A 25,860-nucleotide genomic window follows, 5' to 3' on the forward strand; every position below is an offset into this window, starting at 1 on the left:
ATAACTTACCAAAATTGGAAAATCTCTTTTCAAATCTTTGCAGACATATTGTTCATAGTATTGTTTGAAATTTTTGTAGTGAGAGTAGTGATAAAAAATCAAAATGGTCATAATCTCACCCATAGACATACAGCCAATTTTACGCTTGGGATACCAATTAATATTTGAGGCGAACCCTGCAATTTTTTCTAAGTAAAGTTGGTTAAATTCATCAACTTCGTAGTATATTTCGTCAAGCATAGCGATTCGATGGTTATTTGTTAAGTTTTGCAACTCTAAAATAGTCCCATTTGCAATCCTATGCTATTTTTTACCCCTAAAATCTGAAAAGCTCACGTTAAAAGAACAAGTTTCAGAACTTGAACGAAACCTTTTGGAAGTAAGAAAACGTGCATCAACGTCGATGGAAGGAACAAATTTGTTTACAAAATTTGGTGGCGATGAGAAGACAATGAAACTTAAATTCTCTTTCGAAATCAATCGTTTGCGAAAAAATACTAAAGAATTAGAACAAAATATTGCGGTACTTCGTGGACAAGAAAGTATGCGTAGATTTTTAAAAGATTTTGATAACGATTTTTATAATTAACCTAAGAAAATGACTCGTAAAGCCACCGAAGCCGACCTTGATTTTATCTACGATTTGTATATGCACCCGCAGGTAAATCCACATTTATTATACGAAAAATTGCCTTTGGAAGAATTTAAACCCATTTTTCAAGATTTACTGAAAGATGAAGTGAAATATATTTTTGAAGATAATCAACAAGCGGTGGGAATGTTCAAATTGATTCCACTAAAACATCGTAATGCTCACATTGCTTATTTGGGAGGCGTTGGTATTCACCCAAATTTTAGTGGACGTGGTTTGGGTGAAAAAATGCTTACAGAAGCACTGAATTTAGCTATTCAAAATGACTTCAAAAGAGTTGAACTGAGTGTTGGAACAGCCAATCAAAAAGCCATTAAGTTATACAAAAAAGTAGGATTTGAGGAGGAGGGAGTGCTTAGGAAATTCACGCACCTAAAAAGCGAAGGACGATTTATTGACGAAATGTTAATGAGTTATATTAGGGGTTAAATTGCTTAACGTTGGCAGGGTTTCAAAATCCTGCCAACGTTGAATATTCACCAATCGCTAATAACCACTCTATAAACTACTCAATCATATCTGCCTGTTCCAAGATGTAATTCATCTCATAAATATCGTCGGCATTGAGTTTTAATTTTCCTGTAAAAGTGTGCATTTCGTCAGTTTTATACTTTCTTACTTCACTTTTCTTAGGTTTCAATGACATGACAGATTCTGGCCCAGCACCGCCACAAAAGAAACATTGGCTATACGGAAATGCTGATAATACGTACATATTCGTAGCCACATCCACAGGAATTACATAGCCCTTAATGGTTACTTCTTTATTTTCTAATTTCTTTAATGGAGCTCCAAAAGTTGGGTATAACATAAAAATAGATTCTTGCGGATACCATTTTTTCTTGAAGGAAACGTCTTTCAACATATCCCAAGTGAGTTTTTCAGCAGGAGCGTTTTTTGCCGAAATAAAAGTTGAAACTATCAAACCTAATAAAATAAATGTCTTAATTTTCATGTGTTTATGATTTTAGTAGCACAGACTTTAGTCTGTGCTGATAACAGACTGAAGTCTGTGTTACTCGTCTGCTAATGTTTTTGAAATGTTGATGTTGTAAATTCCCAAAGAAGGAATGGCTGCGGCTAATATTCCGATGAATAATCCACCTAAAAACAACCAAAATTCTTCTTTGAGCAAAGATAAAACGTTGAAGTCGTAATGAAAATTTTGTTCTATATTTTCTGACATAATCCAAAGTCCTAAACGGCTCAAAATGATACCGATAACAAACCCCAAAACGCTGATTATCAATCCTTCTAATAAAAGTAATAGAAATAATCTCGTTCTACTCGCACCCATCGAAAGCATTAACGCCATTTCATATTTTCGTTCTTTCAGAGAATTATATAAAGATACAAAAACGCTCAATCCTGAAACGATAATAATCACCAAAGCAATCAATTTTAAGGCATCAATTCCGAAGCCCATCAAGGCAAATAAACGATTAATTTCGATAGCTGGTGTAGCTGTTTGCAGCGTAGAATTCAAATTGATACTTCTCGCCATCATCATTCCCATTGCTGGATTTCTGAATTTTACCAACATCGAAGTGATTTCTTTTCCTTCGTCCATCGGGCTATTCGCCTCTACGTTGTTGTTGTCTTCTTCCAATAATTTTAACGCATTTGCCCCTTTACCCACTTCTTCTTCATGATGTCCTTCGTCGTGAACTTCCCAAACACTTTCTAAAGGCGTTACCATCATTTGGTCAAGTACCGAATTGGTATTTTTCAAAATTCCCACCACCTTAAATTTCTTAGCATCGTGGGCGTGTCCTTCTTGGTCGTAACCATGTTGTGAGGCAAAACTATCTCCAACTTTTAAGCCTAAATTTTTAGCGACTTTTGCCCCTACCACAATTTCCATTGGGTTTTCAAATACTTTTCCTTGTTCGAATTCTGCTTGAAAATGCTCCAGATATTTAGGATTTGTTCCCACAATTCGGTAACCCTGATAATTATCGCCCATCGAAAGCGGAATGACAGATTTTACCAAAGGACTACGAGTTAAACGATTGGCTTCTTCCATCGAAATATTGCCCGTTGGTGCATCAATCTGGTAAATACTCGAAAGAATCAGTTGTAAAGGACTTCCTTTTGCCCCAACCACCATGTCGATTCCTGCTACATTTCGGGTAAATTTTTCTTCAATTTGTTTTCCTGCCAAAAGCAAGAGTGAAATAATGGCAATTCCCAAAGCCATCAATAAAATGCTCAGAAAACTGGTTAGTGGCTTATCTTTTAAATTGCTTGTTGATATTTTTAGTAAGTTCATTTTATAAATTATGAGTTATGAATTATGAGCAAATAAATATCATAGTTCAATTCGCTTTTCAACTACATCTTTCAATCGTTGGTCGTGTGTGACAACTACCAAACTTGCTCCGATTTCTTGGGTTTGTTTTTTGAGTAATTCAATCACTTTCAGACAATTATCGTCGTCCAAACTTGAGGTTGGTTCATCTGCTAAAATTACGGACGGACTGTTCATCAAAGCCCTTGCAATACTCACACGTTGTTGCTCTCCTTGCGAAAGTTGCGTCGTTTTCTTCGATAAATGTTCCGCAAAACCTAAACTTTCTGCCAAATGTTTGGCTTTATCTTTTGCCTGATTTTTCCCTGCTAAATAATTGGATAACAGCAAATTATCCAGCACCGAAAGAGCATGAACAAAATGGGGCTTTTGATAAACGATTCCTACGTTTTTGGCTCTAAAATCAGCCGCCGCCGAAACCGATAACTCACTAATTTCTTGATTGTTGATTTGAATTTTTCCGCCCGTAGGTTTTAGCAAAAGTGCCATTAAGTGCAGGAAAGTGGTTTTCCCTTTGCCAGATTTACCCAAAATGAGCATGGTTTCACGGTCAGCACAGGAAAAATCAGGGAAAGTAAATTGCTTATCAGTAGCGTAGGCAAAGCTTAGGTTTTGCGTTGCAATCATGGGTTTAGTTATCAGTTATTAGTTTTGACGAAAATCTGTTTCACAAATATACACAAAAACCTTCCTTCTCATGTCTCCTATTTCCTGTCTCCTCCGCCTGGTGTTTTGCCAAATTTCTCTTTGAAGGCTTTTATAAAATGTGAAACACTTTCATAGCCAATTTCCATGCTTATTTCCGACACGTTTTTATTGGTTTTCTCCAATTGCAAATAAGCGTATTCGAGGCGTTTATTTTTAATCCAAAGAGCTGGAGAAGTATGGAAATTATCTTGGAAATCTCTTTTAAAAGCGGATAAACTTCGCCCCGAAAGTCGTGAAAGTTCTTCTAATGATAGTGGTTTTAAGTAATAAGAATTCATTAAATATTCTAAATCAACTTTTTCACCTTTGTAAAGACGGAATAAAATGCTTTTAAAATGCCCAGAACCATCAATTTCAAGAATATGGAGTAATAATTCTTGCAATTTTAACCGTAAAAAATGGTTCAAATATTTTGTTTCATGGTGAAAATACGGAAAAATAGAGTCCGTGAATTTATTGAGGCTCTCTGTTATTTCAAAAACTAAAAGTGCAGAGGAATTTTCGTGGTTAAGTGGCACATTTTCAAATAATTCTAAATGTTGTCCCACAAATTCTTTTAACAGTTTTTCGTTAAAGAAAAACACCAAACTCCTATAATTGGTATCAATGGTTTCCTGCATGAGGTAATATCCCCGACGAATAAACACGATGTGTCCCTTGCGTACATGAATGGTTTGAGTAGGAGATACGAATTTCTTTTCTCCCTCTAAAACAAAAATAACAGCGTGTTCTTCAAAAAAAACTTCATTCTTTAACGGAGGGTCTTGATTTCGATACGCCACAAAAGTCATATCCTGAATTTTCAAGGACTGAAACTCGCCTGCGTGTATAAGAGAAGGGACTCGAATCATAATTTTATGATTTTTAGACTTTCATATTTAAGCTAAAGTTGGTAGCTCAAAGTCAATGACTTAGTGATTATTTTAAACAAAAGTATGAATTAATAATGAATTTTTATTGCAACGTTATTGCATTAACAGGAACTCTATTTATATTTGCAACATAATTGCATTAGTAAAACTCTAAAATATGGAATCAACAAAAAAAAGCCTTTTGATGGCAATGTTAGTAGTAGGATTAATGGGTGCTTGTAAGAAAGATGAACCTGCTCCAGTAGAAGACAATGAAAATTTGACGACTTTAAAATTGAAGTTTACCGAAAGTGGCACAACCTCAACTTTTATGTTTCGTGATACAGATGGTGACGGTGGAAATGCCCCGACGATTGATAAAATTGCTCTAAAACCGAATAAAACTTATACGTTGGCTGTGGAAGTTTTAGATGAAACGAAAACGCCTGTGGCTGATATTACAGCAGATATTGAGGCGGAAAAAGACGAACATCTTTTTGAGTATGTTACTAATCCAAGTAGTTTGTTGACCATCACACCAACTGATAAAGACTCTCGTGGATATAATGTAGGTTTGAAAGGTTCTGCTATTACTACGGCAACAGGAACAGGGAAATTACGAGTTGTCTTGCATCATCAACCACCAGTAGGAGGAGTTGCAGTAAAAAATGGTTCTTTTACGGTTGGAAGCACAGATATTGACGTTAGTTTTGATGTAGAGGTAAAATAAAAGGAAATTAAGATAGATAAGTGAATAATTTTGGGTGTAGTTTTGCGTTAGAGTTCAATAAATCTAAACAATTAAATAAATACATCTCGTGAAAAAAATTACTCTTACACTATCACTTTTTTGTCTCCCGATTGTTTCATTATTTTCTCAAAACCTTGCAGGAAAACGTATTATTAATGGAAATTTCTCCATGAATTTTACCAATATTAGCACTGAAGGAAATCCCGTTTTAGCTTCGGCAAAAAATTCTGATTTCACCTTAAATGCTACTTTTTTAACTGGAAAAGTCAGAGAAAATAATACCTACACAGCTTATGGGTTTAATGTTAGTGCTAATTCAAGAACTGTTCCTCAAACGATAGGAAGTACCGTTTTGAACATTTCGAGTTCGTTGTATTCGATAGGTCCTGCCATTCAGTTTGGTAAATTTGTGAAAGTTTTTGACCAGTTTTATTATGCTCCAAATTCAACTTTTAGTGTTTCTGGAACATTTGGTTCGACTGAAGCATCAAATGCTTCTGGTGCTTCTTTGAGTACGGGAGGTTTTGGGGCGAGAGCTAATATTTCTCCACTCAATTTTATTTATCAGGTGAATAATAATATCTTACTCAGTATGAATTTGGGAGCAGCAGGGTTGAGTTATGACTATTCAAAATCGTCGTCTGATAACTTAAAAATGACGACCAATAACCTTTCAGTTTATGGAAGTGTGACAAACTTCTCAGGAATTGGAGCTTATTATTTGTTCTAAAATTTAAAAGAAAATAGAATTTCTAAACAAAGTCAGCGTTCAAAACGCTGACTTTGTTGTTTTACCACTTTACAGAATCTCCTTTTTCAATTCCTTTTCTTTTACAATAACCTGCATTAACTTCCAAAACGTATTTGGCATTTTCGTAAGATGGAATTTGCTCTTCCGAAAACGGCGTTCTATTGGCTTGAATGGTTACAATTTTCTTGGATTCATCTAAAAATAAAATATCCAAAGGCAGATAGGTATTTTTCATCCAAAAATTGCGTGGTTGATTGTCTGGAAAAATAAATAACATTCCGCAAGAATCAGGCATGGAACGTCTGTACATTAATCCTTGCATGGTTTCTTGGTCATTATCGGCAATTTCTATGCTTAGTTTTTGTTGATTTTTCGTAAAAGTCAATTCTCCTTCCTTTTTGAATTGAGGCTCTTCTACCTTTGCTTCTTCGGTAGAATTGTTGGAAATTGGCTCTTCTGTTTTCTTAGAAAAATTTAAAATTCCTGTTGAAATCAAACCTCCGAAAAGAAGAACAACTACTAAAATGATGGCGACTATTTTTTTCATCTGATTATTGAAGATTATTTATGTAAATTTACCAATCTTCAAACTACCATTTATCATTCCATGAAAAAACTATTACTGCTTCTTATTTATTTGTTTGTTCAAAATACTTCAATCGCTCAAAAAATCTGTTTTTACAATGGCAAAATCTACACAGTTGACGCTCGGAGTTCAGTTGTCGAGGCAGTTGTGATTGAAAATGGAAAGATTTTATTCGTGGGTTCAACCCCAGAAGCACGTGCCGCATGGTCTGATAGTCGGACGAAAATGGTGAATTTGGAAGGTAAATTAATGCTTCCTGGATTTATTGATAATCATACACATTTTGCTGATGGTGGAATGTATTTGTTGGGAATTAATTTGAGAGGAGCAAAATCGACGACTGAATTCAAAGAAATCATAAAAAAATATGTTGAAAGTCATCGAGGAGAATGGATAAAGTCTGGAAATTGGGACCATGAATCTTGGGAAGTGAAAGAATTGCCAAGCAAAGAAATGATTGATGATTTTTCAAAAGATACGCCTATTTTCATCGACCGCTTTGATGGACATACGGCTTTGGCAAACTCAAAAGCTTTGTCTTTGGCAGGAATTACCAAAGATACGAAGTCCCCTGATGGTGGAGAAATTGTAAAAGACCCCAAAACGGGTGAGCCAACAGGTGTGTTAAAAGACGCCGCCATGAATTTGGTTTACAGTATTATTCCGCAATTAACGCCTGAGCAAAAGTTGAAATGTGTGCAACGTGCTTTGCAGGAAGCTCGTGAAAACGGGATTACTTCGGTACATGATATTACGTTTAAACCTGATTTGGTAGCATATCAAACTTTGGAAAAAGAAGATAAGTTGACTTGCCGTTTTTACACTCGTTTGCCCTTAGATTCTTACCAAAATTTAGTTGGAGCGGGTATTCAAGCGGGTTTTGGTTCTAATAAAATCAAATTGGGTTCGTTGAAAGCTTATGCGGATGGTTCTTTGGGAAGTAGCACCGCATTGATGTTTAAACCTTACGACCAAAATCCCAACACAAAAGGTTTAGCGAGTGATATTGTGATTAATGGAAAGTTGAATAATTGGGCAATGGATGCCGATAAAAATCATTTACAATTGTCGATTCATGCCATTGGAGATTCTGCTAATTATTTGATGCTTAAATTGTTTGAAGAAATTACCAAAACGAACCCGAAATGGGATAGACGTTTTAGAATTGAACACGCTCAACACGTCAGATTAGAGGATATTCCATTATTTGCCAAATTGGGCGTAATTGCTTCGGTGCAGCCTTATCATTGTATTGACGATGGTGTTTGGGCAGCAAAACGCATCGGGAATCGAGTTGATTATACGCACCCGTACAAGTCATTTTTGGACGCAGGAATCAAACTTTGTATGGGTTCAGATTGGTCAGTTGCTCCGCTAAACGCCATTTTAGGAATTTATGCGGCGGTAACTCGTCAAACGGTGGACGGTGGAAATCCAATGGGCTGGATTCCAAAACAAAAAGTATCCGTAGCAGATGCCATCAAAGGTTATACTATTAATAATGCGTATGCAGCTTTTGAGGAAAAAGAAAAAGGGTCGATTGAACCGGGGAAATTGGCGGATATGGTTGTCCTTTCAGACGATATTCTGACCATTAAACCAGAAAAAATACAAAACGTAAAGGTTTTGATGACTATTTTTGATGGAAAAATTGTTTATGAGAAGAAGTAGAAGTTAGGTTTTAGGGGTTGGGGGTTAGGTTTTAGTAGAATAGTGCCTAATTCTCAAATAATCCACTCTACTAAAACCTAAAATCAAATACCTAAAACCTTAAAATGGAAATATCCGAAATTATTAAATATCTGTCTGACTCAAAGGAAATTATTGGTTTAGGACTTTGGGCGGTTACTTTTGTGGTTTATGCCGAAAATGGGTTGTTTTTTGCCTTTTTTCTTCCTGGCGATTATCTCCTTTTTCTCACGGGTGTTTTTGTGGGAACGGGCTTTTTGAAATATACAATTGCCACAGTGCTTTTATACCTTTTTGTTGCGGCAGTTTTGGGTTCATTGACGGGATTTTTATTTGGTAGGTTCTTTGGAAGTACCCTCGAAAATCGTCCAGACCGATGGTATTTCAAGAAGAAACATATAGAGTCAACGCATGATTTTTTTGAAAAATATGGTAATCAAGCACTTATTATCAGTCGTTTTTTACCTTATATCCGTACCTTTGCACCCATTTTAGCAGGTATTAGCAAGATGAATTATCCTAAATATTTGTTTCTGAATGTATCAGGTGCAACACTTTGGGTGGGTTCATTAGTAGGTGGAGGTTATTTTTTTGGCGTACAATTTCCATGGATAATCAATTATGTTCACTACGTAATTTTGTTTTTCTTAGCCATTACGACTTTCACGGTTATAAAGGGTTATCTAAATATTAAAAAGTCTTAATTCGGCGGACAAGGCTGTCCGTGTTAAAGGGTTATCTAAATATTAAAAAGTCTTAATTCGGCGGACAAGGCTGTCCGTGTTAAAGGTTATCTAAATATTAAAAAGTCTTAATTCGACGGACAAGGCTGTCCGTGTTAAAGGTTATCTAAATATTAAAAAGTCTTAATTCGGCGGACAAGGCTGTCCGTGTTACATTTCATGCTTACAGATTTTGGTTACATATTACTTTTTATTATTTCAGCAATTGCTTTTACGGCATTGATGCTTTTTGTGGCGAAACTCATTCGTCCAAATCGCCCAAACGCTGAGAAATTATCAACTTACGAGTCAGGAGAAGAACCCGATGGAAATGCCAATGTGCGTTTCAATTTACGCTTTTATGTGATTGCCTTGATTTTTGTACTTTTTGACGTTGAGTTGATTTTCCTTTTCCCTTGGGCGACCGTCTTTGGTAATCAGCATTTAATAGAAATGACTGATGGTGTTTGGGGCTGGTTTTCAATCATCGAAATGTTCATTTTTGTGGGAATATTAGTGCTTGGATTGGCGTATGCGTGGGTAAAAGGGCATTTAGATTGGGTACGTCCCGAAATTCAAAAGTCTGATTATGAATCGAAAATTCCTGTTTCTCTCTACGACAATATTAATAAAAAATACAGTAAATAGTTATTCTTATCAATCCTCATTGGAACTTAATCTGCTTTCTTAATTTCCTTTAGGCATTTATCCTTTACCTTATTGGTATATTTACAAGGTATCTACGCTTATCAAAATATTATTAAACGGTTTGATACACGTACATTTATTATCTAACTTGCACTGAAATTAATAGTCAATCTATAAAATTACACTTAATGAACCTTCAACCTCTACGACCAGCTCCGTTCGGAAATTTCACCGTTAAAGTCATCAATCTTCTTGGGAAAAAGTATTTATTAGTACCTGACCAAGCCAAAATGCGTCGTGTATTATTGAAAGACATTGTTCGTTTAGAGGGTGTCCGAAATTATACATTAATTCATCTTACCAATGGCGAAGTAATGATTAGTTCAAGAACATTGAAAGTATATGATTATGTGCTGGAAGGTGCTGATTTTTTAAGAATTCACAAAGCCCATCTTATCAATATGAAATGTCTGCATCGCTATGAAGCAGAAGGAATGTTTGCCGTGATGCAGAACAAAGATAAAATCAGTATTTCGAGAAGAAAAAGGAAAGATTTTCAAGACAGAATAGCTATTAAATAGCTAAACAAGAATGGTTGATATATGGTTGAAAGTTTTTAAATTGACCCCAAAAATCAATCTATGTTGTCTCGTTTTCGCTTTTTTATTGTTCATCTACCTTTCATGCGTGTAAACGGCATGGCAATTTTTCCGTTTTTATTAATCAAACATAAATCTCCATCGAAGGTATTAATCAATCACGAAAGGATACATTTTAGACAGCAAATAGAATTATTAATTATTCCCTTTTATTTATGGTATGTCATTGAATATCTACTAAATAGACTGAAAGGACAAACCGCTAATCAAGCCTATCGAAATATCAGTTTTGAGCGTGAAGCTTATCAAAATGATGATGATTTGGAATATCTAAAGAAAAGAAAAATCTGGGCTTTTTTGAAATATGTTTAATTAGAGGATAGATTTTAGAGAATAGATTTTAGAGAATAGAGAATAGATTTTAGAGAATAGAGAATAGATTTTAGAGATTAGAGGATAGATTTTTCCCTTATTAGAATAATTACGGCAAATTGAGATAATTTGAAAAAAAAATATATATCGAAGGAACTATCCCAGCCAAATCGCACTTCCCTTTACCTCATACCTCATACCTCATACCTCATACCTCATACCTCATACCTCATACCTCATACCTCATACCTCATACCTCATACCTCATACCTCCTTACCACAAATTCTGAGGGCAAACAATACGGTGACGATTGTTTAGCATAATTCCCACTACAATTTCGTGCGAACCTTTTGAGCGTTCACGAAGGTCAGAAAGCGTATAATCATAAGAATATCCCAAATTGATAAACGAGCTAATATTTACGCCCAAAAGCCCAACAGCAGCATCTTTATGACGATACGAAGCTCCAAACCAAAAGCGGTCTTTATGTACAGCTTTGAGGTTAATATCAAAACTCATTGGAGCTTGATTTACCCTTTTTATTAACGTAGAAGGAATAATAACCCAATCTTCATTGATTTCAGCACGATAACCTGCCGTCAGGAAGTAGTGTGGATAAGCAGTTCCAATCCATGAATAGGTGCTGACACTTTTATTAGGATTTTCATAATTGTAGTTATCAAACAATAGTTGATTGGCAGATAAACCTAAAAAGAAATGTCGAGAATATAGCCACGCCCCTAAGTTGATGTATGGTTGCATGGCTGATAATTTAGAAACATCTACAATGGCTTGGTCTGGGTTATCCCTCACTTGAAGGTTGCTAAAATCTACGCTGTATTGTGTAATTCCACCAGAGCCACCAATCGCTAATTTTACATTTCCAGATACAGGAATATGATAAGCATAGCTGGCTGTAATGCTATTTTGCGTATTTGCCCCGACGTGGTCGCTAACAATGGCAATGCCTACGCCATGATGACCAGGTACACGTGGAGCTCCTCTAAATTCGGTTGAAAGTGAAAGTGGGCGACGAATGGTTTTGCTAATATTGGGCGTTGCTCCTGTGCTGGTACGGTCGGGCTTACCAATGGGCATATTAGCAGAAACATAATACGTTACAGGTGCTCCGGGAAAATCTGTCCATTGATTTCTGTAACCTGTCTTTATATCAACATAATCTTCAATACCCGAAATAGCGGGGTTAATCAGATAACTATTCATCATATATTGACTGTATTGGGGCTTGCTTTGGGCAAATCCAATCAACGCAAATGATGTCAAAAATATAATCAGTATAGTTTTTTGCATAGCTTTTTTGTGGTCATTTCATCAGCGACTATCCCACTAACGAAAAAACGAACCATAAAGATAAGTAGAAACGCTTTTTTTTTTGAATTTCGAGTATGATAATTATTATCCGTGTGCATTCTTTGGCTTTTTCTTCCCTACCAAATATTAATTCGTAATTTTGTAGTCTAAAATCAAAATTAAAGAAATGCGTAAAACATATTTTACCCCAGGCCCTGCTGAACTATTCCCAACTGTCGAGAGACACTATCAAGCTGCTTTTGAGCAACAATTAGGCTCAATTTCGCACCGTTCGCAGAAGTTTAGGGATATTTATAAACATACGGTTGAGCAGTTAAGAATTTTGATGAACGTACCAGAAACAAATGGTATTTTCTTTACAGGTTCGGCTACGGAAATTTGGGAACGCTTAATTCAGAATACCGTTGAACATGAAAGTTTTCACTTAGTAAATGGCTCATTTTCAAAGAAATTCTACGATTTTTCTGTTGATTTGAACAAATTTGCCCACAAATTTGAAAAGCCGTTTGGTGAAGGATTTGATAATGCAGAGGTGACAGTTCCAGAATATGCAGAATTAATTTGTACCACTGCCAACGAAACATCGTCGGGGGTACAAATGCGTCCTGCTGAAATTCATAAATTAAAAAGAGCCAATAAAGACAAGTTTATTTGTGTTGATATGGTGTCATCAGCTCCATATCCAGATTTAGATTTTAATATCATTGACTCTGCTTTTTTCTCAGTACAAAAATCATTCGGAATGCCCGCTGGTTTAGGTTGTTGGATTGTCAATCCTTCAATGTTAGAAAAGGCAGAACGCATGAAAACGCACGAAAATCAGATTGGAACATATCATAATTTACCTTCGTTGTTCAAAAACTTTTCAAAATTTGAAACGCCCGAAACACCAAACGTAATGGGAATTTATGTTTTAGGAAAAGTGGCGGAGGACATGAATAATATCGGTATTGAAACTATCAGAAAGCAAACCGAGAAGAAAGCAAAAGTGCTTTATGATTTTGCTGAAAAATGTGATTTCTTAGATATTTTCGTGAAAAACCCAGACCATCGTTCGCAAACCGTAGTTGTGGTAAATGTAAAAGAAAAATCAGCCGCAGATATTATCAAACAAGTACAAACAGACGCTAATATGGTGATTGGTTCTGGTTATGGCGACTTCAAAGCGACACAATTACGAATTGCCAATTTTGCTGCCGTGAATTTGGAACAAGTTGAGACGTTGGTTGAGGCTTTGCGTAAAGTATGAAAAGAGACGATGCCCTTTGGAAAGGAATTTTAGAAGACCTTTTTGATGATTTTCTACGCTTTTTCTTTAATAATGCTGATGAAATATTTGATATGAATCGCCCATTTGAGTTTTTGGATAAAGAGCTTGAACAGTTATTTCCAACGTCAGAAGATGAATTTTTCCCAAAGTACGTTGATAAATTAGTGAAAGTTTTTACCAAAGAAGGTAGCGAGCAATGGATTTTGGTTCATATTGAAGTACAAGGAGCAAAAGATAAAACATTTGCCCAACGTATGTACACCTATCATTATCGAATTTGGGATAAATATCAGAAACCAATAACTGCTTTTGCCATTTTAACGGATTCAAATAAGCACTTTTATCCTACTTTTTTTGAACAAGAGTTACTTGGAACTAAAATTAGATATGACTTTAATGCTTACAAAGTGTTATTTCAAAATGAAAAGGATTTAGACCAAATTGATAATCCTTTTGCTATGGTTATACTCACAGTTCTTACGGCTTTACAAAAAGGAAAAGTAAGTAATGAAGAATTGTTTAATTTGAAGATAAACTTAGCTAAAAGGCTGTTGTCTAAGAATATAACAAAAGAAAAAATCAGAGGTTTGATGAACTTTCTGAAACTATATGTGCGTTTTGGAAATGATGAATTTATTAGTAAATTTGATAAAGAAGTAGATGTAATTACAAATAAACCAGTTAAGACAATGGGAATCGAAGAATTTGTGTTAGACAGAGAAAGGAGAGTTGGCTTGAAAAAAGGCATTGAAATTGCCAATAAGAAAAAAGATACAATTTTTGTCAAAAACTTGTTAGAAAAAACTGATTTTAATGACCAACAAATTGCAGATATTGCCAATGTTACTTTAGAGTTTATTGCCAAAATCCGAAAGAATAAATAAGCCATAAGCGAATAATCGCTTTCTTTTAACAATATTTAATCCCCGAAAAAAACCTCTCTAACGCTGAGAGGTTTTTTTATTCGTAAATTTGTGGATTGTTCTTCATAGATACACAAAAAGAGAAAATGAAAATCCTTGATTTATACATTATTAAGAAATTTTTGACAACGTATTTCTTTGCGGTACTAATCATTGTTACCATCATTATGGTGATTGATTATACCGAAAAGATTGACAATTTCATTGATAATAAAGCTCCTTTGAGAGAAATTCTGCTTGACTATTACCTCAACTTTATACCATATTGGGCAAATTATATTAGTCCACTGATGGTATTTATTGCGACGGTTTTCTTCACGGCAAACTTGGCGGCTCGTACCGAAATTATTGCTATTCTGAGTACAGGGGTTAGTTTTAACCGCTTTCTTCGTCCATATATTATTGGCTCGGCTATTATCGGAATACTGACTTTTTTGATGGTGGGTTGGGTTATTCCAATCGCTAATAAAACTCGTATTGCTTTTGAGCGTAAATATGTGGAAGGTGGCTCGTATTATTTTAGTGGACGTGATGTTCATATTAAAATTGGACCAGAAGATTATGCTTATCTTCAAAGTTATGATACGGGAACAAATACGGGTTATAGTTTCGCTTTAGATAAAATTTCGGGGAATAAATTGACCTATAAATTATTAGCAGACCGTATCGTTTGGGATTCTACTCGAAGAAAATGGACAATTCAAGATTATAGAATTAGACGTTTCTTGGAAGATGGCAAACAAAAATTATCTTATGGCGTAAAATTAGACACAACGTTAAACCTTCTTCCGAAGGATTTTGACAGTAAATATCAATTGCACGAAACCTTCACCATGCCCGAATTGGAAGAAACTATCACCAAAGTACGAAGCAGAGGAGCGGATGGAATAGAGGTCTTTTTGATTGAAAAATATCTACGTTTTGCCAATCCATTTGCAGTGGTAATTCTTACGGTTATAGGCGTAATTGTGTCCGCACGTAAAGCACGTGGAGGGGTAGGTTTTCAGATTGCCTTGGGTTTTATGTTGGCGTTCTTATACATTTTATTTTTCATGATGAGTAAAGGAATTGCCCAATCGGGAGGAATGCCACCACTTTTAGCGGTTTGGCTACCCAATATTGTCTTTACATTAATCGGAATGGTTTTATATAGAGCTGTGCCGAGGTAGTTATTGGTTATTGGTGGATTGGTTTATTGGTTACTGGTGGATTGGTTACTGGTGGATTGGTTATTGGTGGATTGGTTATTGGTGGATTGGTTATTGGTATATTGGTTACTGGTGGATTGGTTACTGGTGGATTGGTTACTGGTGGATTGGTTACTGGTGGATTGGTTACTGGTAGATTGGTTACTGGTCTATTGGTTACTATTTAGGTCATGTTATAAAATACCAAATTCCATAACCAATTCTCAATAACCAGTAACCAATTTCCAATCTACCAATAACCAATTCTCAATAACCAATAACCAATAGACCAATAACCAATCCACCAATAACCAATCCACCAGTAATCAGTAACCAATTAACTAATAACCATTAACGAATAAGCAATGCAAAATCACAAATCAGCAATCACATTTAAAGATTATCTAACCTTACATTTTGTAGTGTTGATTTATGGTTTTACGGCAATTCTCGGACAACTGATTACTATTCATACACTTGGATTAGTATTTTTTCGTACTTTTTTAGCAACGGCTGGATTTTTTATCTACTTCAAAATCAGAGGAATATCCGTTAATATTGACACAAAAGGGAAATGGCAATTGTTGGCAACAGGCGGAATTGTGATTGCTTTACATTGGTTTACATTTTTCTATTCTGCGAAGATTTCAACGGTGGCAATTAGCTTAGCGGGGATTTCTACAACCTCATTGTGGACAAGTTTGATTGAACCATTCCTTAATAAAAAACGAATTAAACCCATAGAAGTTATGCTTGGTGGTGTGGTTGTGTTTGGGCTTTATCTTATCTTTTTGTTTGAATTTAATCATGTTTGGGGCTTAGCCTTAGGAATTGCTTCGGCAATAACGGGAGCTATATTTTCCGTTTTAAATGGACAATTTGCTAAAAGATATTCGCCTCAAATTATTACTTTTTACGAAATGTTTGGCGTGGCTATTACTACAATTATTCCCGTTTTATATCTGTTTTTCTTTGGAGATTCTACCATCAAAATAATTCCTGAAGGTTTAGATTGGCTCTGGATTGCCATATTGGCTTTTGTGTGTACAGTGTATGCTTATTCAAAATCGGTAGATTTAGTCAGGATTTTTTCGGCATTTACTTTCACTTTAACCATAAATCTTGAACCAGTTTACGGAATAATGCTCGCTTACTCAATTTTTGGTGAAAAAGAACGCATGACATCGGGTTTTTACCTTGGAACTTTGGTAATTTTGGGTTCAGTTTTGATTTATCCCATGTTACGAAAATTTAATGTATGAAATATAACCCACAGAAATACTTTTCACTCCTTCTTATTATTGCCCCCATTTTATTTTTTGTATTTTATGTTTGGCAATACACCATCAATGTTCCTTTCTTGGACGATAGTCTTTATTATACAAAATGTTTAGTTGATGTTGAGAAGAGTAATTCTGCGGTTGATTCGTTCTGGATTTTCATGAAGCAACATACCATTACAGAACACCGAACGCCCATTTCTAAGTTTACGGCTTGGCTGATTTATAAATTTACAGGTAAGTTTGACTACGTGATTTTGGCTCATTTGGGTAATTTAGCCTTGTTCGGAATGCTGTTTTTGTTTTGGAGATTCTTCAAAAAACATGGTTGGAGTTTACTGTATTTTACACCGATTCCATTCTTGATTTTTCAAATGCAGACTTACGAAAATCAATTTTGGACAATTTGTAACTGGACATATTACCCCATCGGTTTGTTACAAATGGTTGTTTTGTATTTTCTGAGCTACCAAAAACGCAATAATTTACTTTATGCCATCATTACGGCAATTTTGGTGACGTTCACTTTTAGCAACGGGATGTTTGTGTTTTTGCCTGTGGGTTTGTTGCTGATTTACCAAAAAAGATACAAAGCATTAGGCTTATTTATTATTGTTGGCATTGCCTGTGTAGCTTTGTATTTTAGTAATTATAAACCGTCGCCAATTGCTCCACATGAATTTTCTTTAACGCATTTATTAGGCGGTTTTGTCTTGATGTTAGGTGCGTATGTGGACGTACAAGGTTTGCATAAGTTTTCGGCAGTAACAAGTTCTATTTTTGGTATGATTATCTTGTCGCTAATGACTTGGGGAGGCATTACCTTATTGAAAGATTATTTTGAATCTGAAGAAATACCAAACAAAAATACAGAGAATAAAGACTTTCAATTTATTATTTCTTCGATGATTGTGCTGTGTATGTCGGCAGGTGCGGTGGCATATTCACGCTACTCGGGCGAGTTTGGTTTTGAAGAAATGTTTGTCAGTCGCTACCGTTTTATCAGCGTTACGCTTTTGTGTTTGGCTTATTCATTTGTGCTTTTATTAATTAAAAAAGACTCCATAAAACGCCTAATTTTAACCTTTTTCTTACCAATAACAGCCTTCTTGTACATATATTCATATTACTACATTCATGAATATAATGTCAATTTTCGGGAGAAATTAGTTGCCGCAACTTACAATTTTAAGCATCATAATAGTTGGGTTTTGTATCCTTTTGATAACGACTGGACGTACCAAGTTGATGTGGAAAACGTAGCAGCAATCAAAATGGGAATTTACCAATTACCAACTTTGCCTTTTACTGCCTTTCAAGAAGCTATCAATAAAGATTCGGTTCAAAATGTGCGTAATTTACCTTTGACGTTAGAAGAAAATAAAGACCGTTTTGTCTTGAAAAATGAAACCCTAAATGTTGAAAATCCTTTGATTGTGGAACAAAATGTGGTTTTGAAATCTAAACGAAATACCTATTTATTGCCACTAAAACGCCAAAGAAATAAGAGCCGAAGAGATTATCTTTTTCACCAAAACTATTTCTGGAAAGGCTTTGAAACAGATATTTTAAAAAATACTTTCATTCCTGACGAATACACAATTGGACTTTTGAAAATTCAGGATGGAAAATATAATATTCAATATAGTAATCTGAAGTTAAAATTGTAATCATTAGGAGTTGATGAGCGTATTAGTTTATGAGTAAAGAGTTTATGAGTAAAGAGTTTATGAGTAAAGAGTTTATGAGTTAAGGGTTTATGAGTTAAGGGTTTATGAGTTAAGGGTTTATGAGTTAAGGGTTTATGAGTTAAGGGTTTATGAGTTAAGGGTTTATGAGTTTAAAGTTTATGAGTAAAACAGATTTAATTACTCTCAACTTTAGACCTATAAAATTTTTACTCAAATACTCAAATACTCATATACTCAAATACTCATATACTCATATACTCATATACTCAAATACTCAAATACTCAAATACTCAAATACTCAATACTCAAATACTCAAATACTCATATACTCATATACTCATATACTCATATACTCAAATACTCATATACTCAACATTCTCAAATACTCATATTCTCAACATTGAAAAACTTTGCCAACATAGCCCTGTGGCTACTATTTTTAATTACCATTGTTCCAATTGGGATTTTGGCTTTTTATAATCATCCTTCCGTAGCAGACGATTATTGTTTTGCCTACATGACTCGTGATGTAGGATTTTGGCAAGCCCAAAAATTCTATTATGAAGGTTGGTCAGGTCGCTATATTTCCAACATGATTTTTCATGCTACGCCTTTGGCTTTTGGCGTATTTTGGTTTGTAAAAGTGATACCATTTTTGATTTTGGGCTTATTGTATCATGCCATGTATTGTTTGGTTGGCGAGATTTTAAAACCTTCACGTCAAAATCAATTATTAGTTTCGGCTACGCTTTTAAGCCTATTTGTGATATTTTCATCGAGTGTCGTTGATACTTTTTATTGGTACACATCGGTATTTATTTTCCCGACTTCCCTTTGCTATTTTCTGTATTTGATAGTTGTGATTTTAAGATATTATCAGCCTCAATATCAGAAGATTAAATATCCAATTGCTCTTTTGGCAGCCACTTTGGTATTTTTCATGGTGGGTTCAAACGAAGTAATGATGCTATTCATTCTTGTTTTTTTAGGAATGATTTGGTTATATATTTTGGTGTTTGAAAAACGATTTGACGGATTTATTTTCTTCTTAATGGTAGTCGGAGCATATTTTGCTTATTTCTGGGTAATTAAAGCAAAAGGAAATGAAATCAGAATGGCAGCGGCAGGTGGACAGGTTTTTGGCGGTGCTATTGTGCAGTCACTCATAAACGCCTTAAAATCAACCATTAGCAGTAGTATAAAATGGTTGAGTGCATGGATATTTTTAGGAGCAATGTATAACTCATTTCTTCATAAATTTATTCCAGAACGTCCACAAGCCATTTTTAAAATCAATATTTGGATAGCCATTTTAGCACTACTTATTTTAATTTTCTTCATGTTCTTTGTGATTCATTATGGCAATGATATGGGAGTGCCAGAACGTGTAAATAACATTATTTTTGCCATTTATTTAATTGGTGTTTTTTATATTGTTACGATTGCTCATTATGATTACCCTAATTTATTCCCTGTAAATAACCAAGTAAATAATATTGCTTCGATTTCGATATTATCCATTCTATTTGGTAGTTACATATTCATGTTTAATGGGAATATCAAAACCATGTATGCTGATATTCGTTTAGGAATTGCCAAACGTTATGACCAAGAAATGACGCAACGTTACAACCACATTATGACTTCAAAAACAGATACGATTTATGTAGCTCCATTGAAGAATATTCCAAAATCACTTTGTTTTGACGAAATAAAAACCAACGAACAACACCTTTGGAATAAATGTTATGCCACGTATTTTGGAAAGAAAGTGATAATTTTGAAGGAAGAAAAGTAAAATCAGACTTCTGTTTTCAATAATAGTACGGAACTATCAACTATTTGTCGCAGACAAATTTAGACCACAGGTTGAACTGATTTTACAGATTTACACTGGGACTCACAGTCTGGGACTCACAGTCTGGGATGCACAATCAGATAAAATAAAGAAAATCAGCGAAAATCAGTATAATCCGTTTCATCAGTGGTCTATCGTTTGTCTTGTGACAAACCCTTTATAAAAGGCTGATTGCCGTCTGCCGAAAGCCATAAAACAATGACAAATAAAGACTTATACATATCCATCATTATTCCTTGTTTCAATGAAGAGCAAGTAATTTTGCACACCTACGAGCGTGTTCATAAAACGATGAATAGCTTTGAGCATCGTGGTTATGAACTCATTTTTATTAATGATGGAAGTAGAGACAAAACGCTTGAATTGTTGCGAGGGATTGCCAAAAATGATTCAAACGTGAAGATTTTAAGTTTTTCTCGAAATTTTGGACATCAACCAGCCGTGACCGCAGGCGTTAATGCTTGTACAGGCGACGTTGCGATAATTATTGATGCTGACCTTCAAGACCCACCAGAATTATTTCCAGAGATGGTAAAAATCCATTTGGAACAAAATGCCAACGTTGTTTATGGATTGCGTGGTGAGCGAAAAGGAGAGACGTTTTTCAAGAAACTTTCAGCTAAATATTTCTATAAATTGATAAACTTCTTGTCTGATACACCACTTCCTGTTGACACAGGAGATTTCCGTTTGATTGATAAACACGTTATTGAAGCCTTCAAAAGTTTACCTGAGAAAAATAAATATATCAGAGGTTTAATCAGTTGGATTGGTTTTAAACAAGTACCCATTATTTACGTGCGTGAAGAACGTTTTGCGGGTGAGACAAAATATCCATTGTCAAAAATGCTAAAATTTGCTTCTACAAGTTTACTTTATTTTAGTAAAAAACCGCTCAAATTGGCTCTCAGCTTAGGTTTAGTGAGTGTTTTGGTGGGTATTGGCTTGGCAATTTGGGTGATTACAGGGCTACTTTATCGTCCTGATAGTTTAGTACCGGGTTGGGCTTCAACGATTATTGCTCTTATCTTTTTTGGCGGTATTCAGTTGTTGACGATTGGTGTTTTGGGCGAATATTTAGGAAATATGTTTGAGGAAATCAAGAATCGCCCAGAGTACATTGTTCACGAGAAAATTAACTTTTAAATTAGGATTTAGGGGTTGGGGTTTAGGATTTAGGGAACATTCCCTAACCCCTAAATTCTAACCCCTAACCCCTGCCTTTTCCCTTGAAAAAGACACTAACTCAGATAGGTATTATTTTACCTATCTTTTTTTTCATCTTAATGCTATTCACTTATGCCGTGAATGTGCCTTGGATGGACGATACCGATGCTTTTCCTGATTTTTTAGGACGATTTTTAGAAGCGAAAGACTGGAATGAAAGAGCTTGGCTATTGTTTAAACCCAATAATGAACACCGTATTGTGTATGCCAAATTGATGAATTTGTTGCATTACGCACTCACGGGTACGCTCAATATGCGGACACTCACGATAATGTCCAATATTACGCTTTTCGGGATATTATGGCTTTTTTGGCGAGTTGTCAAAGAGCAAAAAATCGCTCCAATGTATTTTTTGCCTGTTCCGTTTTTGCTTTTACAGCCTCAATATTACCTCACAAGTCTTTGGACGATTACAGGTTTTCAGTATCAACCCGTTATTTTCTTCGGATTATTGGGCGTTTATTTATTGTCGAGAAACACGCTTTTAACCTTCTTTGGAGCCGTTTTAGCCGTTTTCTTCGATAGTTTTACCATGAGTAATGGTTTATTCTATTGGATGGTCGGATTGGTAATTTTGGCTTTGCAAGGACGCTATAAAATGTTAGGCGTTTGGGCAGTTTTTGCGGTAGCAACTTTCAAATTATACTTTTACCGATTTGACACCGAAGCCAACGACCAAGGCTTCCAATATTTCTTCAAACACCCACACGAAAGTTTCTTTGGATTTTTTACTCATTTAGGAGGAAGTCTTGATTTTCAAACACTTAGTCCAATTCTGATTCGTTCCATTACTCCAACAATTGCGGGTTTTATCCTAATTGGCATTTGTATTTGGTGGATATTTTTGAAGGTAATAAACACAAAGGAAAAGTTCTCAATAATAAACTTTTGGGAGAAATTACAGTTACGATTTAATACCGAACCTTCCAATTATATCATTTTAGGTGGTCTTTTGTTTTTAGTCATTAACGCTTTAGTCATCGCTATTTTACGTCCAAGATTTGGATATTTTGTGATGATTGTGGGTAATTACAAGGTTTATCCTGCTACCATGTTGGTAGTTGTTTATTTGATGTTATTGACGGGTTGGTTGAAAAATATCAAAAATCAAACGGTATTTAGAGTATTATTGATTGGTAGCATTCTTTTCAATTTGGCTTCTTATATTAAGTTTTTGCCCGAAATTCACGAAAGAAGAAAGGATTTACTGGTTCGTGCTTTCAATCAGGAACATAATAAAATAGGTTTTGGACCTCACGTTGGCTCAGATTTTGACCAATATGTACAAAGCTCATTGGGGAGATTAATTCCGAAGGGAATATATCAATTTCCGACAAATACGGTTTTTAAGACCTCAGAAAAGGAAATTTTGAGTAATTTTGCTGATAATCAAAACCTTAAAGTCGATGTTTCAACGGTAAATAAGGAAATTTTCATTGCAAATAATGATTTACCAACAGGTTTTGGCTTGAATGATGGAGCATATTTGATATTGAAATCGCCCACAAAAACGTATTTGATTTACGAAAAACGTTTTTTGTATAATTTCAAAGACAGTGGCTTTTTCATCAAAATTCCAGAAAAATATTTAATCCCTGCGAATTATCAAGTAGGCGTTTTTTGGGTAAAAGGAAACGAACACAAAATTTATAAAACGGATAAAACGGTTGAGGTGAATTATTGATTGGGTTTTAGATAATTTGAACAAAAATAAAATTATGGTACATTCTCAAAAACTTACTAATCTTCAATTAGAGTTAATAAAACTTTTTAGCTACAAAATAGCTGAAAATCAGGTGCTTGAAATCAAACAATTATTAAGTAATTATTTTGCCGACAAAGCAACAGAAGAAATGGACAGACTTTGGGAGGAAAATAATTGGACAGAAGAAACCATGAAAGAGTGGTCAAATGAACATTTAAGAACGCCTTACAAATGATGCGAATCCTTTTAGATACAAATGTTCTATTGGTTTCAATTGGAAAGAAATCTCAATATAGACCTATCTTTGACGCATTCTTACAACAAAAATATACATTGATTATTAGTAATGATGTATTATTGGAATATGCTGAAATCATTGAATTTAAAACCAATGCTTTGGTAGCAGATAATATCATAGAATTATTACTATCAAAATCTAATGTAGAGAAAAGTGAAATTTACTTTAAATGGGAGCTTTTGAAAATAGATTATGATGATAACAAATTTGAGGATACGGCAATAGTTGGGAATGTAGATTATATTGTGACCAATGATAGACATTTTAAACCACTAAAAGAGGTTGATTTTCCCAAAGTAGAAATTATCCATATAGATGACTTTTTAGATATAGTGAAGAAATTAATTTAAAAAATAAAATGCAAGTTTGGAAATTTGGAGGTACTTCAGTCGGGAAGCCCGAAAGAATGCACTCTATCAAAAATTTGATTACCGAAGATGGTAATCGTAAAATTGTTGTATTGTCGGCTCTTTCGGGTACGACCAATGCCCTTATCTCCATTGGAGAATCTTTGAAAGCCAATAATGATGCAGATGCAGTTGAAAAAATCGACACTTTGTACGCTCATTATGAGGAGTTTATTGAAGAATTATATTCAACGCCAGAAGGATTGGCAGAAGGAAAATCGATAATTGAAAAGGAATTTTCATTCATTCGTTCTTTGGTAAGCATCAAGCCATTTTCGGTAAAACAAGAAAAAGAAATCGTTGCAGAAGGTGAATTACTTTCTACGCAAATGTTTGAGGCATATTGCCGTGAACAAGGTGTGAAATCTGCTTTATTACCAGCTTTAGATTTTATGTTGATTGATGCTGATAACGAGCCAGTTCTGAAATTTACAGAAGAAAAATTAGGCTCTATTTTGTCGCAATTAACTGATAAACAATTATTTATTACGCAAGGATTTATCTGCCGTAACCCACGTGGTGAAGTTGATAACTTAAAACGTGGTGGGTCAGATTATACGGCATCATTAATTGGTGGAGCAATTGTAGCAGAAGAGGTTCAAATTTGGACTGACATTGACGGAATGCACAATAACGACCCAAGAATCGTTAAAAAAACCTTCCCAATTCGTGAATTGACGTTTGAAGAAGCGGCTGAATTAGCGTATTTCGGAGCGAAAATTTTGCATCCAAGCACCATTACGCCTGCTAAAATGAAAGGCGTTCCAGTTCGTTTGAAAAACACGATGGAGCCATCAGCTTTTGGTACATTGATTGCCGATAAAACGTCTGACCGTGAAATTAAAGCCATTGCAGCCAAAGATAATTTGACGGCAATTTACATTCACTCAACCCGAATGTTGAATGCTTACGGTTTCTTGCGTAGAGTATTTGAGGTTTTTGAAAAATACAAAACGCCAGTTGATATGATTACGACTTCGGAAGTTTCCGTTTCTGTAACTATCGATAACGATGAGCATTTAGATTCTATCATGGCAGAGTTGCGTCAATTTGCTGATTTAGAGGAAGTTGATAAAGACCAAACTATTGTTTGTATCGTAGGAAATTTCTCGGCAGACAAAGAAGGAATTGCCTTGAAAGTATTAGAAGCGATGAAAAACATTCCAATTAGAATGATTTGTTACGGAGCTTCCGAACATAATATTACGCTTTTGATTCACGGTAAAAACAAAGCAGCGGCATTGAATGCCTTGAATGAAAGATGTTTCTTGTATGAAGATACAATGAAAGAGATTTTCTCGGCACCGTGATAATAAGCAACACCGTTTTAAAAGCCGTGTTGTAATCTGCAACACGGCTTTTTGTTTATCTTTGTGGGAAATAAACGATAAAAATATGCAAGCTGTAAAACAACCAATGACAAATTTGCAATTAGAACTCCTGAAACTATACACTCGTAAAGTCTCGGAACAAGATTTGCAATCCATCAAACAAATGTTAGCCCAATATTTTTCTAATAAAACGATGGATTTGGCGGATAAAATTTGGGAGAAAAATAATTGGAATGATGAAGATGCTGAACGTTTTTCAAACGACCATTTGCGTAAATCCTCCTAAAATATGAAAGTAGTTATTGATACTAATATTTTATGGGTTTCTATTTCTCGAAAATCAAAAACGCATTGGATTTATGAAAGTTTACTGCGAGGAAATTTCATTCTGTGTGTAACTACTGATATTTTAGAAGAATATGAAGAAATAATTGGTCAGAAAATGGGGGAAGAAGTTGCAGAAGCATTTATGCAAACGCTCATATATTTGCCAAATGTTGAGTTTATTACAAGATATTACGAATGGAACTTACTGAATGATATTGACCCTGATGATGATAAATTTGTAGATTGTGCCGTTGCTTCAAATTCCGATTATTTAGCTACGAATGATAGACATTTTAATATTTTAAATGAAATAGATTTTCCCAAAATTAACCTTATTAATTTAGACGATTTTAAGAAGATACTTGGTGTGTCTGATTTATAG

At 34.9% G+C, this 25,860-nt stretch carries 29 protein-coding genes and 1 pseudogene; 23 read left to right on the forward strand and 7 right to left on the reverse strand.

All coding sequences use genetic code 11. The features are described 5' to 3' along the window. Positions 1–240 (reverse strand): annotated as a pseudogene (locus LV89_RS25220) (IS982 family transposase); the annotation flags it as partial. Positions 241–373: 133 nt separating this feature from the next. On the opposite strand from LV89_RS25220, the gene LV89_RS15470 reads away from it, so the two are divergent. Together LV89_RS15470 and LV89_RS15475 are read left to right on the forward strand one after the other, a co-directional pair. Next, positions 374–589, forward strand: coding sequence for a hypothetical protein (locus LV89_RS15470; RefSeq protein WP_146199172.1), 216 nt, complete (start codon positions 374–376; stop codon positions 587–589). Positions 590–598: 9 nt separating this feature from the next. Further along, complete coding sequence (locus LV89_RS15475) at positions 599–1,081, forward strand: GNAT family N-acetyltransferase (protein ID WP_109743827.1); 483 nt, start codon at positions 599–601, stop codon at positions 1,079–1,081. Between the two features lie 76 nt (positions 1,082–1,157). On the opposite strand, the gene LV89_RS15480 is transcribed toward LV89_RS15475, so the two are convergent. The 4 genes from LV89_RS15480 to LV89_RS15495 form a co-directional block, all read right to left on the reverse strand. Continuing rightward, positions 1,158–1,607, reverse strand: coding sequence for a DUF3299 domain-containing protein (locus tag LV89_RS15480; protein WP_109743828.1), 450 nt, complete (start codon positions 1,605–1,607; stop codon positions 1,158–1,160). Between the two features lie 60 nt (positions 1,608–1,667). Next, a complete protein-coding gene (locus tag LV89_RS15485; protein WP_109743829.1) occupies positions 1,668–2,924 on the reverse strand; it encodes an ABC transporter permease in 1,257 nt (418 codons plus the stop codon). 39 nt (positions 2,925–2,963) lie between these two features. Beyond that, entirely contained in the window at positions 2,964–3,590 is a 627-nt protein-coding gene (locus LV89_RS15490; protein ID WP_109743830.1) for an ABC transporter ATP-binding protein, read from the reverse strand. A 77-nt stretch (positions 3,591–3,667) separates the two neighbouring features. Next, the gene (locus LV89_RS15495) at positions 3,668–4,522 is read right to left on the reverse strand and encodes a helix-turn-helix transcriptional regulator (protein ID WP_109743831.1); all 855 of its coding nucleotides are present in this window, start codon (positions 4,520–4,522) and stop codon (positions 3,668–3,670) included. A 178-nt stretch (positions 4,523–4,700) separates the two neighbouring features. On the opposite strand from LV89_RS15495, the gene LV89_RS15500 reads away from it, so the two are divergent. Both LV89_RS15500 and LV89_RS15505 read left to right on the forward strand, forming a co-directional pair. Further along, positions 4,701–5,252, forward strand: coding sequence for a hypothetical protein (locus LV89_RS15500; protein ID WP_109743832.1), 552 nt, complete (start codon positions 4,701–4,703; stop codon positions 5,250–5,252). An 88-nt stretch (positions 5,253–5,340) separates the two neighbouring features. Next, the gene (locus LV89_RS15505) at positions 5,341–6,003 is read left to right on the forward strand and encodes a hypothetical protein (RefSeq protein WP_146199173.1); all 663 of its coding nucleotides are present in this window, start codon (positions 5,341–5,343) and stop codon (positions 6,001–6,003) included. A gap of 61 nt (positions 6,004–6,064) precedes the next feature. Here LV89_RS15505 and LV89_RS15510 read toward each other — a convergent pair whose 3' ends face one another. Continuing rightward, positions 6,065–6,571: a DUF192 domain-containing protein gene (locus LV89_RS15510; protein ID WP_109743834.1), complete on the reverse strand. Its 507-nt coding sequence runs from the start codon at positions 6,569–6,571 to the stop codon at positions 6,065–6,067. 60 nt (positions 6,572–6,631) lie between these two features. On the opposite strand from LV89_RS15510, the gene LV89_RS15515 reads away from it, so the two are divergent. The 5 genes from LV89_RS15515 (at position 6,632) to LV89_RS15535 (ending at position 10,640) form a co-directional block, all read left to right on the forward strand. Further along, a complete protein-coding gene (locus LV89_RS15515; protein ID WP_109743835.1) occupies positions 6,632–8,281 on the forward strand; it encodes an amidohydrolase in 1,650 nt (549 codons plus the stop codon). Between the two features lie 104 nt (positions 8,282–8,385). Next, a complete protein-coding gene (locus tag LV89_RS15520; RefSeq protein ID WP_109743836.1) occupies positions 8,386–9,003 on the forward strand; it encodes a DedA family protein in 618 nt (205 codons plus the stop codon). A gap of 198 nt (positions 9,004–9,201) precedes the next feature. Next, a complete protein-coding gene (locus LV89_RS15525) occupies positions 9,202–9,669 on the forward strand; it encodes an NADH-quinone oxidoreductase subunit A (protein ID WP_109743837.1) in 468 nt (155 codons plus the stop codon). A gap of 188 nt (positions 9,670–9,857) precedes the next feature. Further along, the gene (locus LV89_RS15530; RefSeq protein WP_109743838.1) at positions 9,858–10,250 is read left to right on the forward strand and encodes a LytR/AlgR family response regulator transcription factor; all 393 of its coding nucleotides are present in this window, start codon (positions 9,858–9,860) and stop codon (positions 10,248–10,250) included. Between the two features lie 60 nt (positions 10,251–10,310). Then, entirely contained in the window at positions 10,311–10,640 is a 330-nt protein-coding gene (locus tag LV89_RS15535; RefSeq protein WP_109743839.1) for a hypothetical protein, read from the forward strand. Between the two features lie 274 nt (positions 10,641–10,914). On the opposite strand, the gene LV89_RS15540 is transcribed toward LV89_RS15535, so the two are convergent. Beyond that, positions 10,915–11,952, reverse strand: a complete 1,038-nt coding sequence (locus LV89_RS15540) for a PorP/SprF family type IX secretion system membrane protein (RefSeq protein WP_109743840.1) — start codon at positions 11,950–11,952, stop codon at positions 10,915–10,917. A 187-nt stretch (positions 11,953–12,139) separates the two neighbouring features. Here LV89_RS15540 and LV89_RS15545 point away from each other — a divergent pair, with 187 nt between their 5' ends. The 14 genes from LV89_RS15545 to LV89_RS15610 all read left to right on the forward strand — a co-directional run bounded on the left by LV89_RS15545 (position 12,140) and on the right by LV89_RS15610 (position 25,860). Continuing rightward, positions 12,140–13,222 (forward strand): aminotransferase class V-fold PLP-dependent enzyme, encoded by a 1,083-nt coding sequence (locus LV89_RS15545; RefSeq protein WP_109743841.1) that lies wholly within the window; start codon positions 12,140–12,142, stop codon positions 13,220–13,222. Further along, positions 13,219–14,127 (forward strand): Rpn family recombination-promoting nuclease/putative transposase, encoded by a 909-nt coding sequence (locus tag LV89_RS15550; RefSeq protein ID WP_109743842.1) that lies wholly within the window; start codon positions 13,219–13,221, stop codon positions 14,125–14,127. Before LV89_RS15545 ends, LV89_RS15550 begins: the two co-directional genes overlap by 4 nt. A gap of 125 nt (positions 14,128–14,252) precedes the next feature. After that, positions 14,253–15,335 carry an LptF/LptG family permease gene (locus tag LV89_RS15555; RefSeq protein ID WP_109743843.1) on the forward strand — a complete coding sequence of 361 codons (1,083 nt, stop codon included), beginning with the start codon at positions 14,253–14,255 and terminating at the stop codon, positions 15,333–15,335. A gap of 26 nt (positions 15,336–15,361) precedes the next feature. Next, positions 15,362–15,541 (forward strand): hypothetical protein, encoded by a 180-nt coding sequence (locus LV89_RS25225; RefSeq protein ID WP_158279602.1) that lies wholly within the window; start codon positions 15,362–15,364, stop codon positions 15,539–15,541. 177 nt (positions 15,542–15,718) lie between these two features. Beyond that, a complete protein-coding gene (locus LV89_RS15565; protein WP_109743844.1) occupies positions 15,719–16,615 on the forward strand; it encodes a DMT family transporter in 897 nt (298 codons plus the stop codon). Continuing rightward, a complete protein-coding gene (locus tag LV89_RS15570) occupies positions 16,612–18,303 on the forward strand; it encodes a hypothetical protein (protein ID WP_109743845.1) in 1,692 nt (563 codons plus the stop codon). Before LV89_RS15565 ends, LV89_RS15570 begins: the two co-directional genes overlap by 4 nt. Positions 18,304–18,724: 421 nt before the next feature. Then, positions 18,725–20,122 (forward strand): hypothetical protein, encoded by a 1,398-nt coding sequence (locus tag LV89_RS15575; RefSeq protein ID WP_109743846.1) that lies wholly within the window; start codon positions 18,725–18,727, stop codon positions 20,120–20,122. A gap of 258 nt (positions 20,123–20,380) precedes the next feature. After that, positions 20,381–21,328 (forward strand): glycosyltransferase family 2 protein, encoded by a 948-nt coding sequence (locus tag LV89_RS15580; RefSeq protein ID WP_109743847.1) that lies wholly within the window; start codon positions 20,381–20,383, stop codon positions 21,326–21,328. 83 nt (positions 21,329–21,411) lie between these two features. Further along, positions 21,412–23,094: a hypothetical protein gene (locus LV89_RS15585; protein WP_146199174.1), complete on the forward strand. Its 1,683-nt coding sequence runs from the start codon at positions 21,412–21,414 to the stop codon at positions 23,092–23,094. Between the two features lie 34 nt (positions 23,095–23,128). Continuing rightward, entirely contained in the window at positions 23,129–23,350 is a 222-nt protein-coding gene (locus LV89_RS15590) for a DUF8507 family protein (RefSeq protein ID WP_109743849.1), read from the forward strand. Next, positions 23,347–23,763, forward strand: a complete 417-nt coding sequence (locus LV89_RS15595; protein WP_229201530.1) for a putative toxin-antitoxin system toxin component, PIN family — start codon at positions 23,347–23,349, stop codon at positions 23,761–23,763. The genes LV89_RS15590 and LV89_RS15595 overlap by 4 nt, the downstream gene beginning before the upstream one ends. Before the next feature lie 8 nt (positions 23,764–23,771). Beyond that, on the forward strand, positions 23,772–25,130 hold the full coding sequence (locus LV89_RS15600; RefSeq protein WP_109743850.1) for an aspartate kinase: 1,359 nt from the start codon (positions 23,772–23,774) through the stop codon (positions 25,128–25,130). A gap of 85 nt (positions 25,131–25,215) precedes the next feature. Then, entirely contained in the window at positions 25,216–25,437 is a 222-nt protein-coding gene (locus LV89_RS15605) for a DUF8507 family protein (RefSeq protein ID WP_229201531.1), read from the forward strand. 3 nt (positions 25,438–25,440) lie between these two features. After that, positions 25,441–25,860, forward strand: coding sequence for a putative toxin-antitoxin system toxin component, PIN family (locus LV89_RS15610; protein ID WP_109743851.1), 420 nt, complete (start codon positions 25,441–25,443; stop codon positions 25,858–25,860).

Source organism: Arcicella aurantiaca (assembly GCF_003148625.1).
GTDB classification, from domain to species: domain Bacteria; phylum Bacteroidota; class Bacteroidia; order Cytophagales; family Spirosomataceae; genus Arcicella; species Arcicella aurantiaca.

Bases quoted from the DNA above. Each gene is read 5' to 3' on its own strand.
- LV89_RS15540 (WP_109743840.1), bottom strand. From the start codon at position 11,952: ATGCAAAAAACTATACTGATTATATTTTTGACATCATTTGCGTTGATT.
- LV89_RS15535 (WP_109743839.1), top strand. From the start codon at position 10,311: ATGTTGTCTCGTTTTCGCTTTTTTATTGTTCATCTACCTTTCATGCGT.
- LV89_RS15480 (WP_109743828.1), bottom strand. From the start codon at position 1,607: ATGAAAATTAAGACATTTATTTTATTAGGTTTGATAGTTTCAACTTTT.
- LV89_RS15580 (WP_109743847.1), top strand. From the start codon at position 20,381: ATGACAAATAAAGACTTATACATATCCATCATTATTCCTTGTTTCAAT.
- LV89_RS15590 (WP_109743849.1), top strand. From the start codon at position 23,129: ATGGTACATTCTCAAAAACTTACTAATCTTCAATTAGAGTTAATAAAA.
- LV89_RS15485 (WP_109743829.1), bottom strand. From the start codon at position 2,924: ATGAACTTACTAAAAATATCAACAAGCAATTTAAAAGATAAGCCACTA.
- LV89_RS15495 (WP_109743831.1), bottom strand. From the start codon at position 4,522: ATGATTCGAGTCCCTTCTCTTATACACGCAGGCGAGTTTCAGTCCTTG.
- LV89_RS15530 (WP_109743838.1), top strand. From the start codon at position 9,858: ATGAACCTTCAACCTCTACGACCAGCTCCGTTCGGAAATTTCACCGTT.
- LV89_RS15600 (WP_109743850.1), top strand. From the start codon at position 23,772: ATGCAAGTTTGGAAATTTGGAGGTACTTCAGTCGGGAAGCCCGAAAGA.
- LV89_RS15510 (WP_109743834.1), bottom strand. From the start codon at position 6,571: ATGAAAAAAATAGTCGCCATCATTTTAGTAGTTGTTCTTCTTTTCGGA.
- LV89_RS15570 (WP_109743845.1), top strand. From the start codon at position 16,612: ATGAAATATAACCCACAGAAATACTTTTCACTCCTTCTTATTATTGCC.
- LV89_RS15475 (WP_109743827.1), top strand. From the start codon at position 599: ATGACTCGTAAAGCCACCGAAGCCGACCTTGATTTTATCTACGATTTG.
- LV89_RS15565 (WP_109743844.1), top strand. From the start codon at position 15,719: ATGCAAAATCACAAATCAGCAATCACATTTAAAGATTATCTAACCTTA.
- LV89_RS15520 (WP_109743836.1), top strand. From the start codon at position 8,386: ATGGAAATATCCGAAATTATTAAATATCTGTCTGACTCAAAGGAAATT.
- LV89_RS15605 (WP_229201531.1), top strand. From the start codon at position 25,216: ATGCAAGCTGTAAAACAACCAATGACAAATTTGCAATTAGAACTCCTG.
- LV89_RS15490 (WP_109743830.1), bottom strand. From the start codon at position 3,590: ATGATTGCAACGCAAAACCTAAGCTTTGCCTACGCTACTGATAAGCAA.
- LV89_RS15525 (WP_109743837.1), top strand. From the start codon at position 9,202: ATGCTTACAGATTTTGGTTACATATTACTTTTTATTATTTCAGCAATT.
- LV89_RS15555 (WP_109743843.1), top strand. From the start codon at position 14,253: ATGAAAATCCTTGATTTATACATTATTAAGAAATTTTTGACAACGTAT.
- LV89_RS15515 (WP_109743835.1), top strand. From the start codon at position 6,632: ATGAAAAAACTATTACTGCTTCTTATTTATTTGTTTGTTCAAAATACT.
- LV89_RS15545 (WP_109743841.1), top strand. From the start codon at position 12,140: ATGCGTAAAACATATTTTACCCCAGGCCCTGCTGAACTATTCCCAACT.
- LV89_RS15500 (WP_109743832.1), top strand. From the start codon at position 4,701: ATGGAATCAACAAAAAAAAGCCTTTTGATGGCAATGTTAGTAGTAGGA.
- LV89_RS15550 (WP_109743842.1), top strand. From the start codon at position 13,219: ATGAAAAGAGACGATGCCCTTTGGAAAGGAATTTTAGAAGACCTTTTT.
- LV89_RS15595 (WP_229201530.1), top strand. From the start codon at position 23,347: ATGATGCGAATCCTTTTAGATACAAATGTTCTATTGGTTTCAATTGGA.
- LV89_RS15610 (WP_109743851.1), top strand. From the start codon at position 25,441: ATGAAAGTAGTTATTGATACTAATATTTTATGGGTTTCTATTTCTCGA.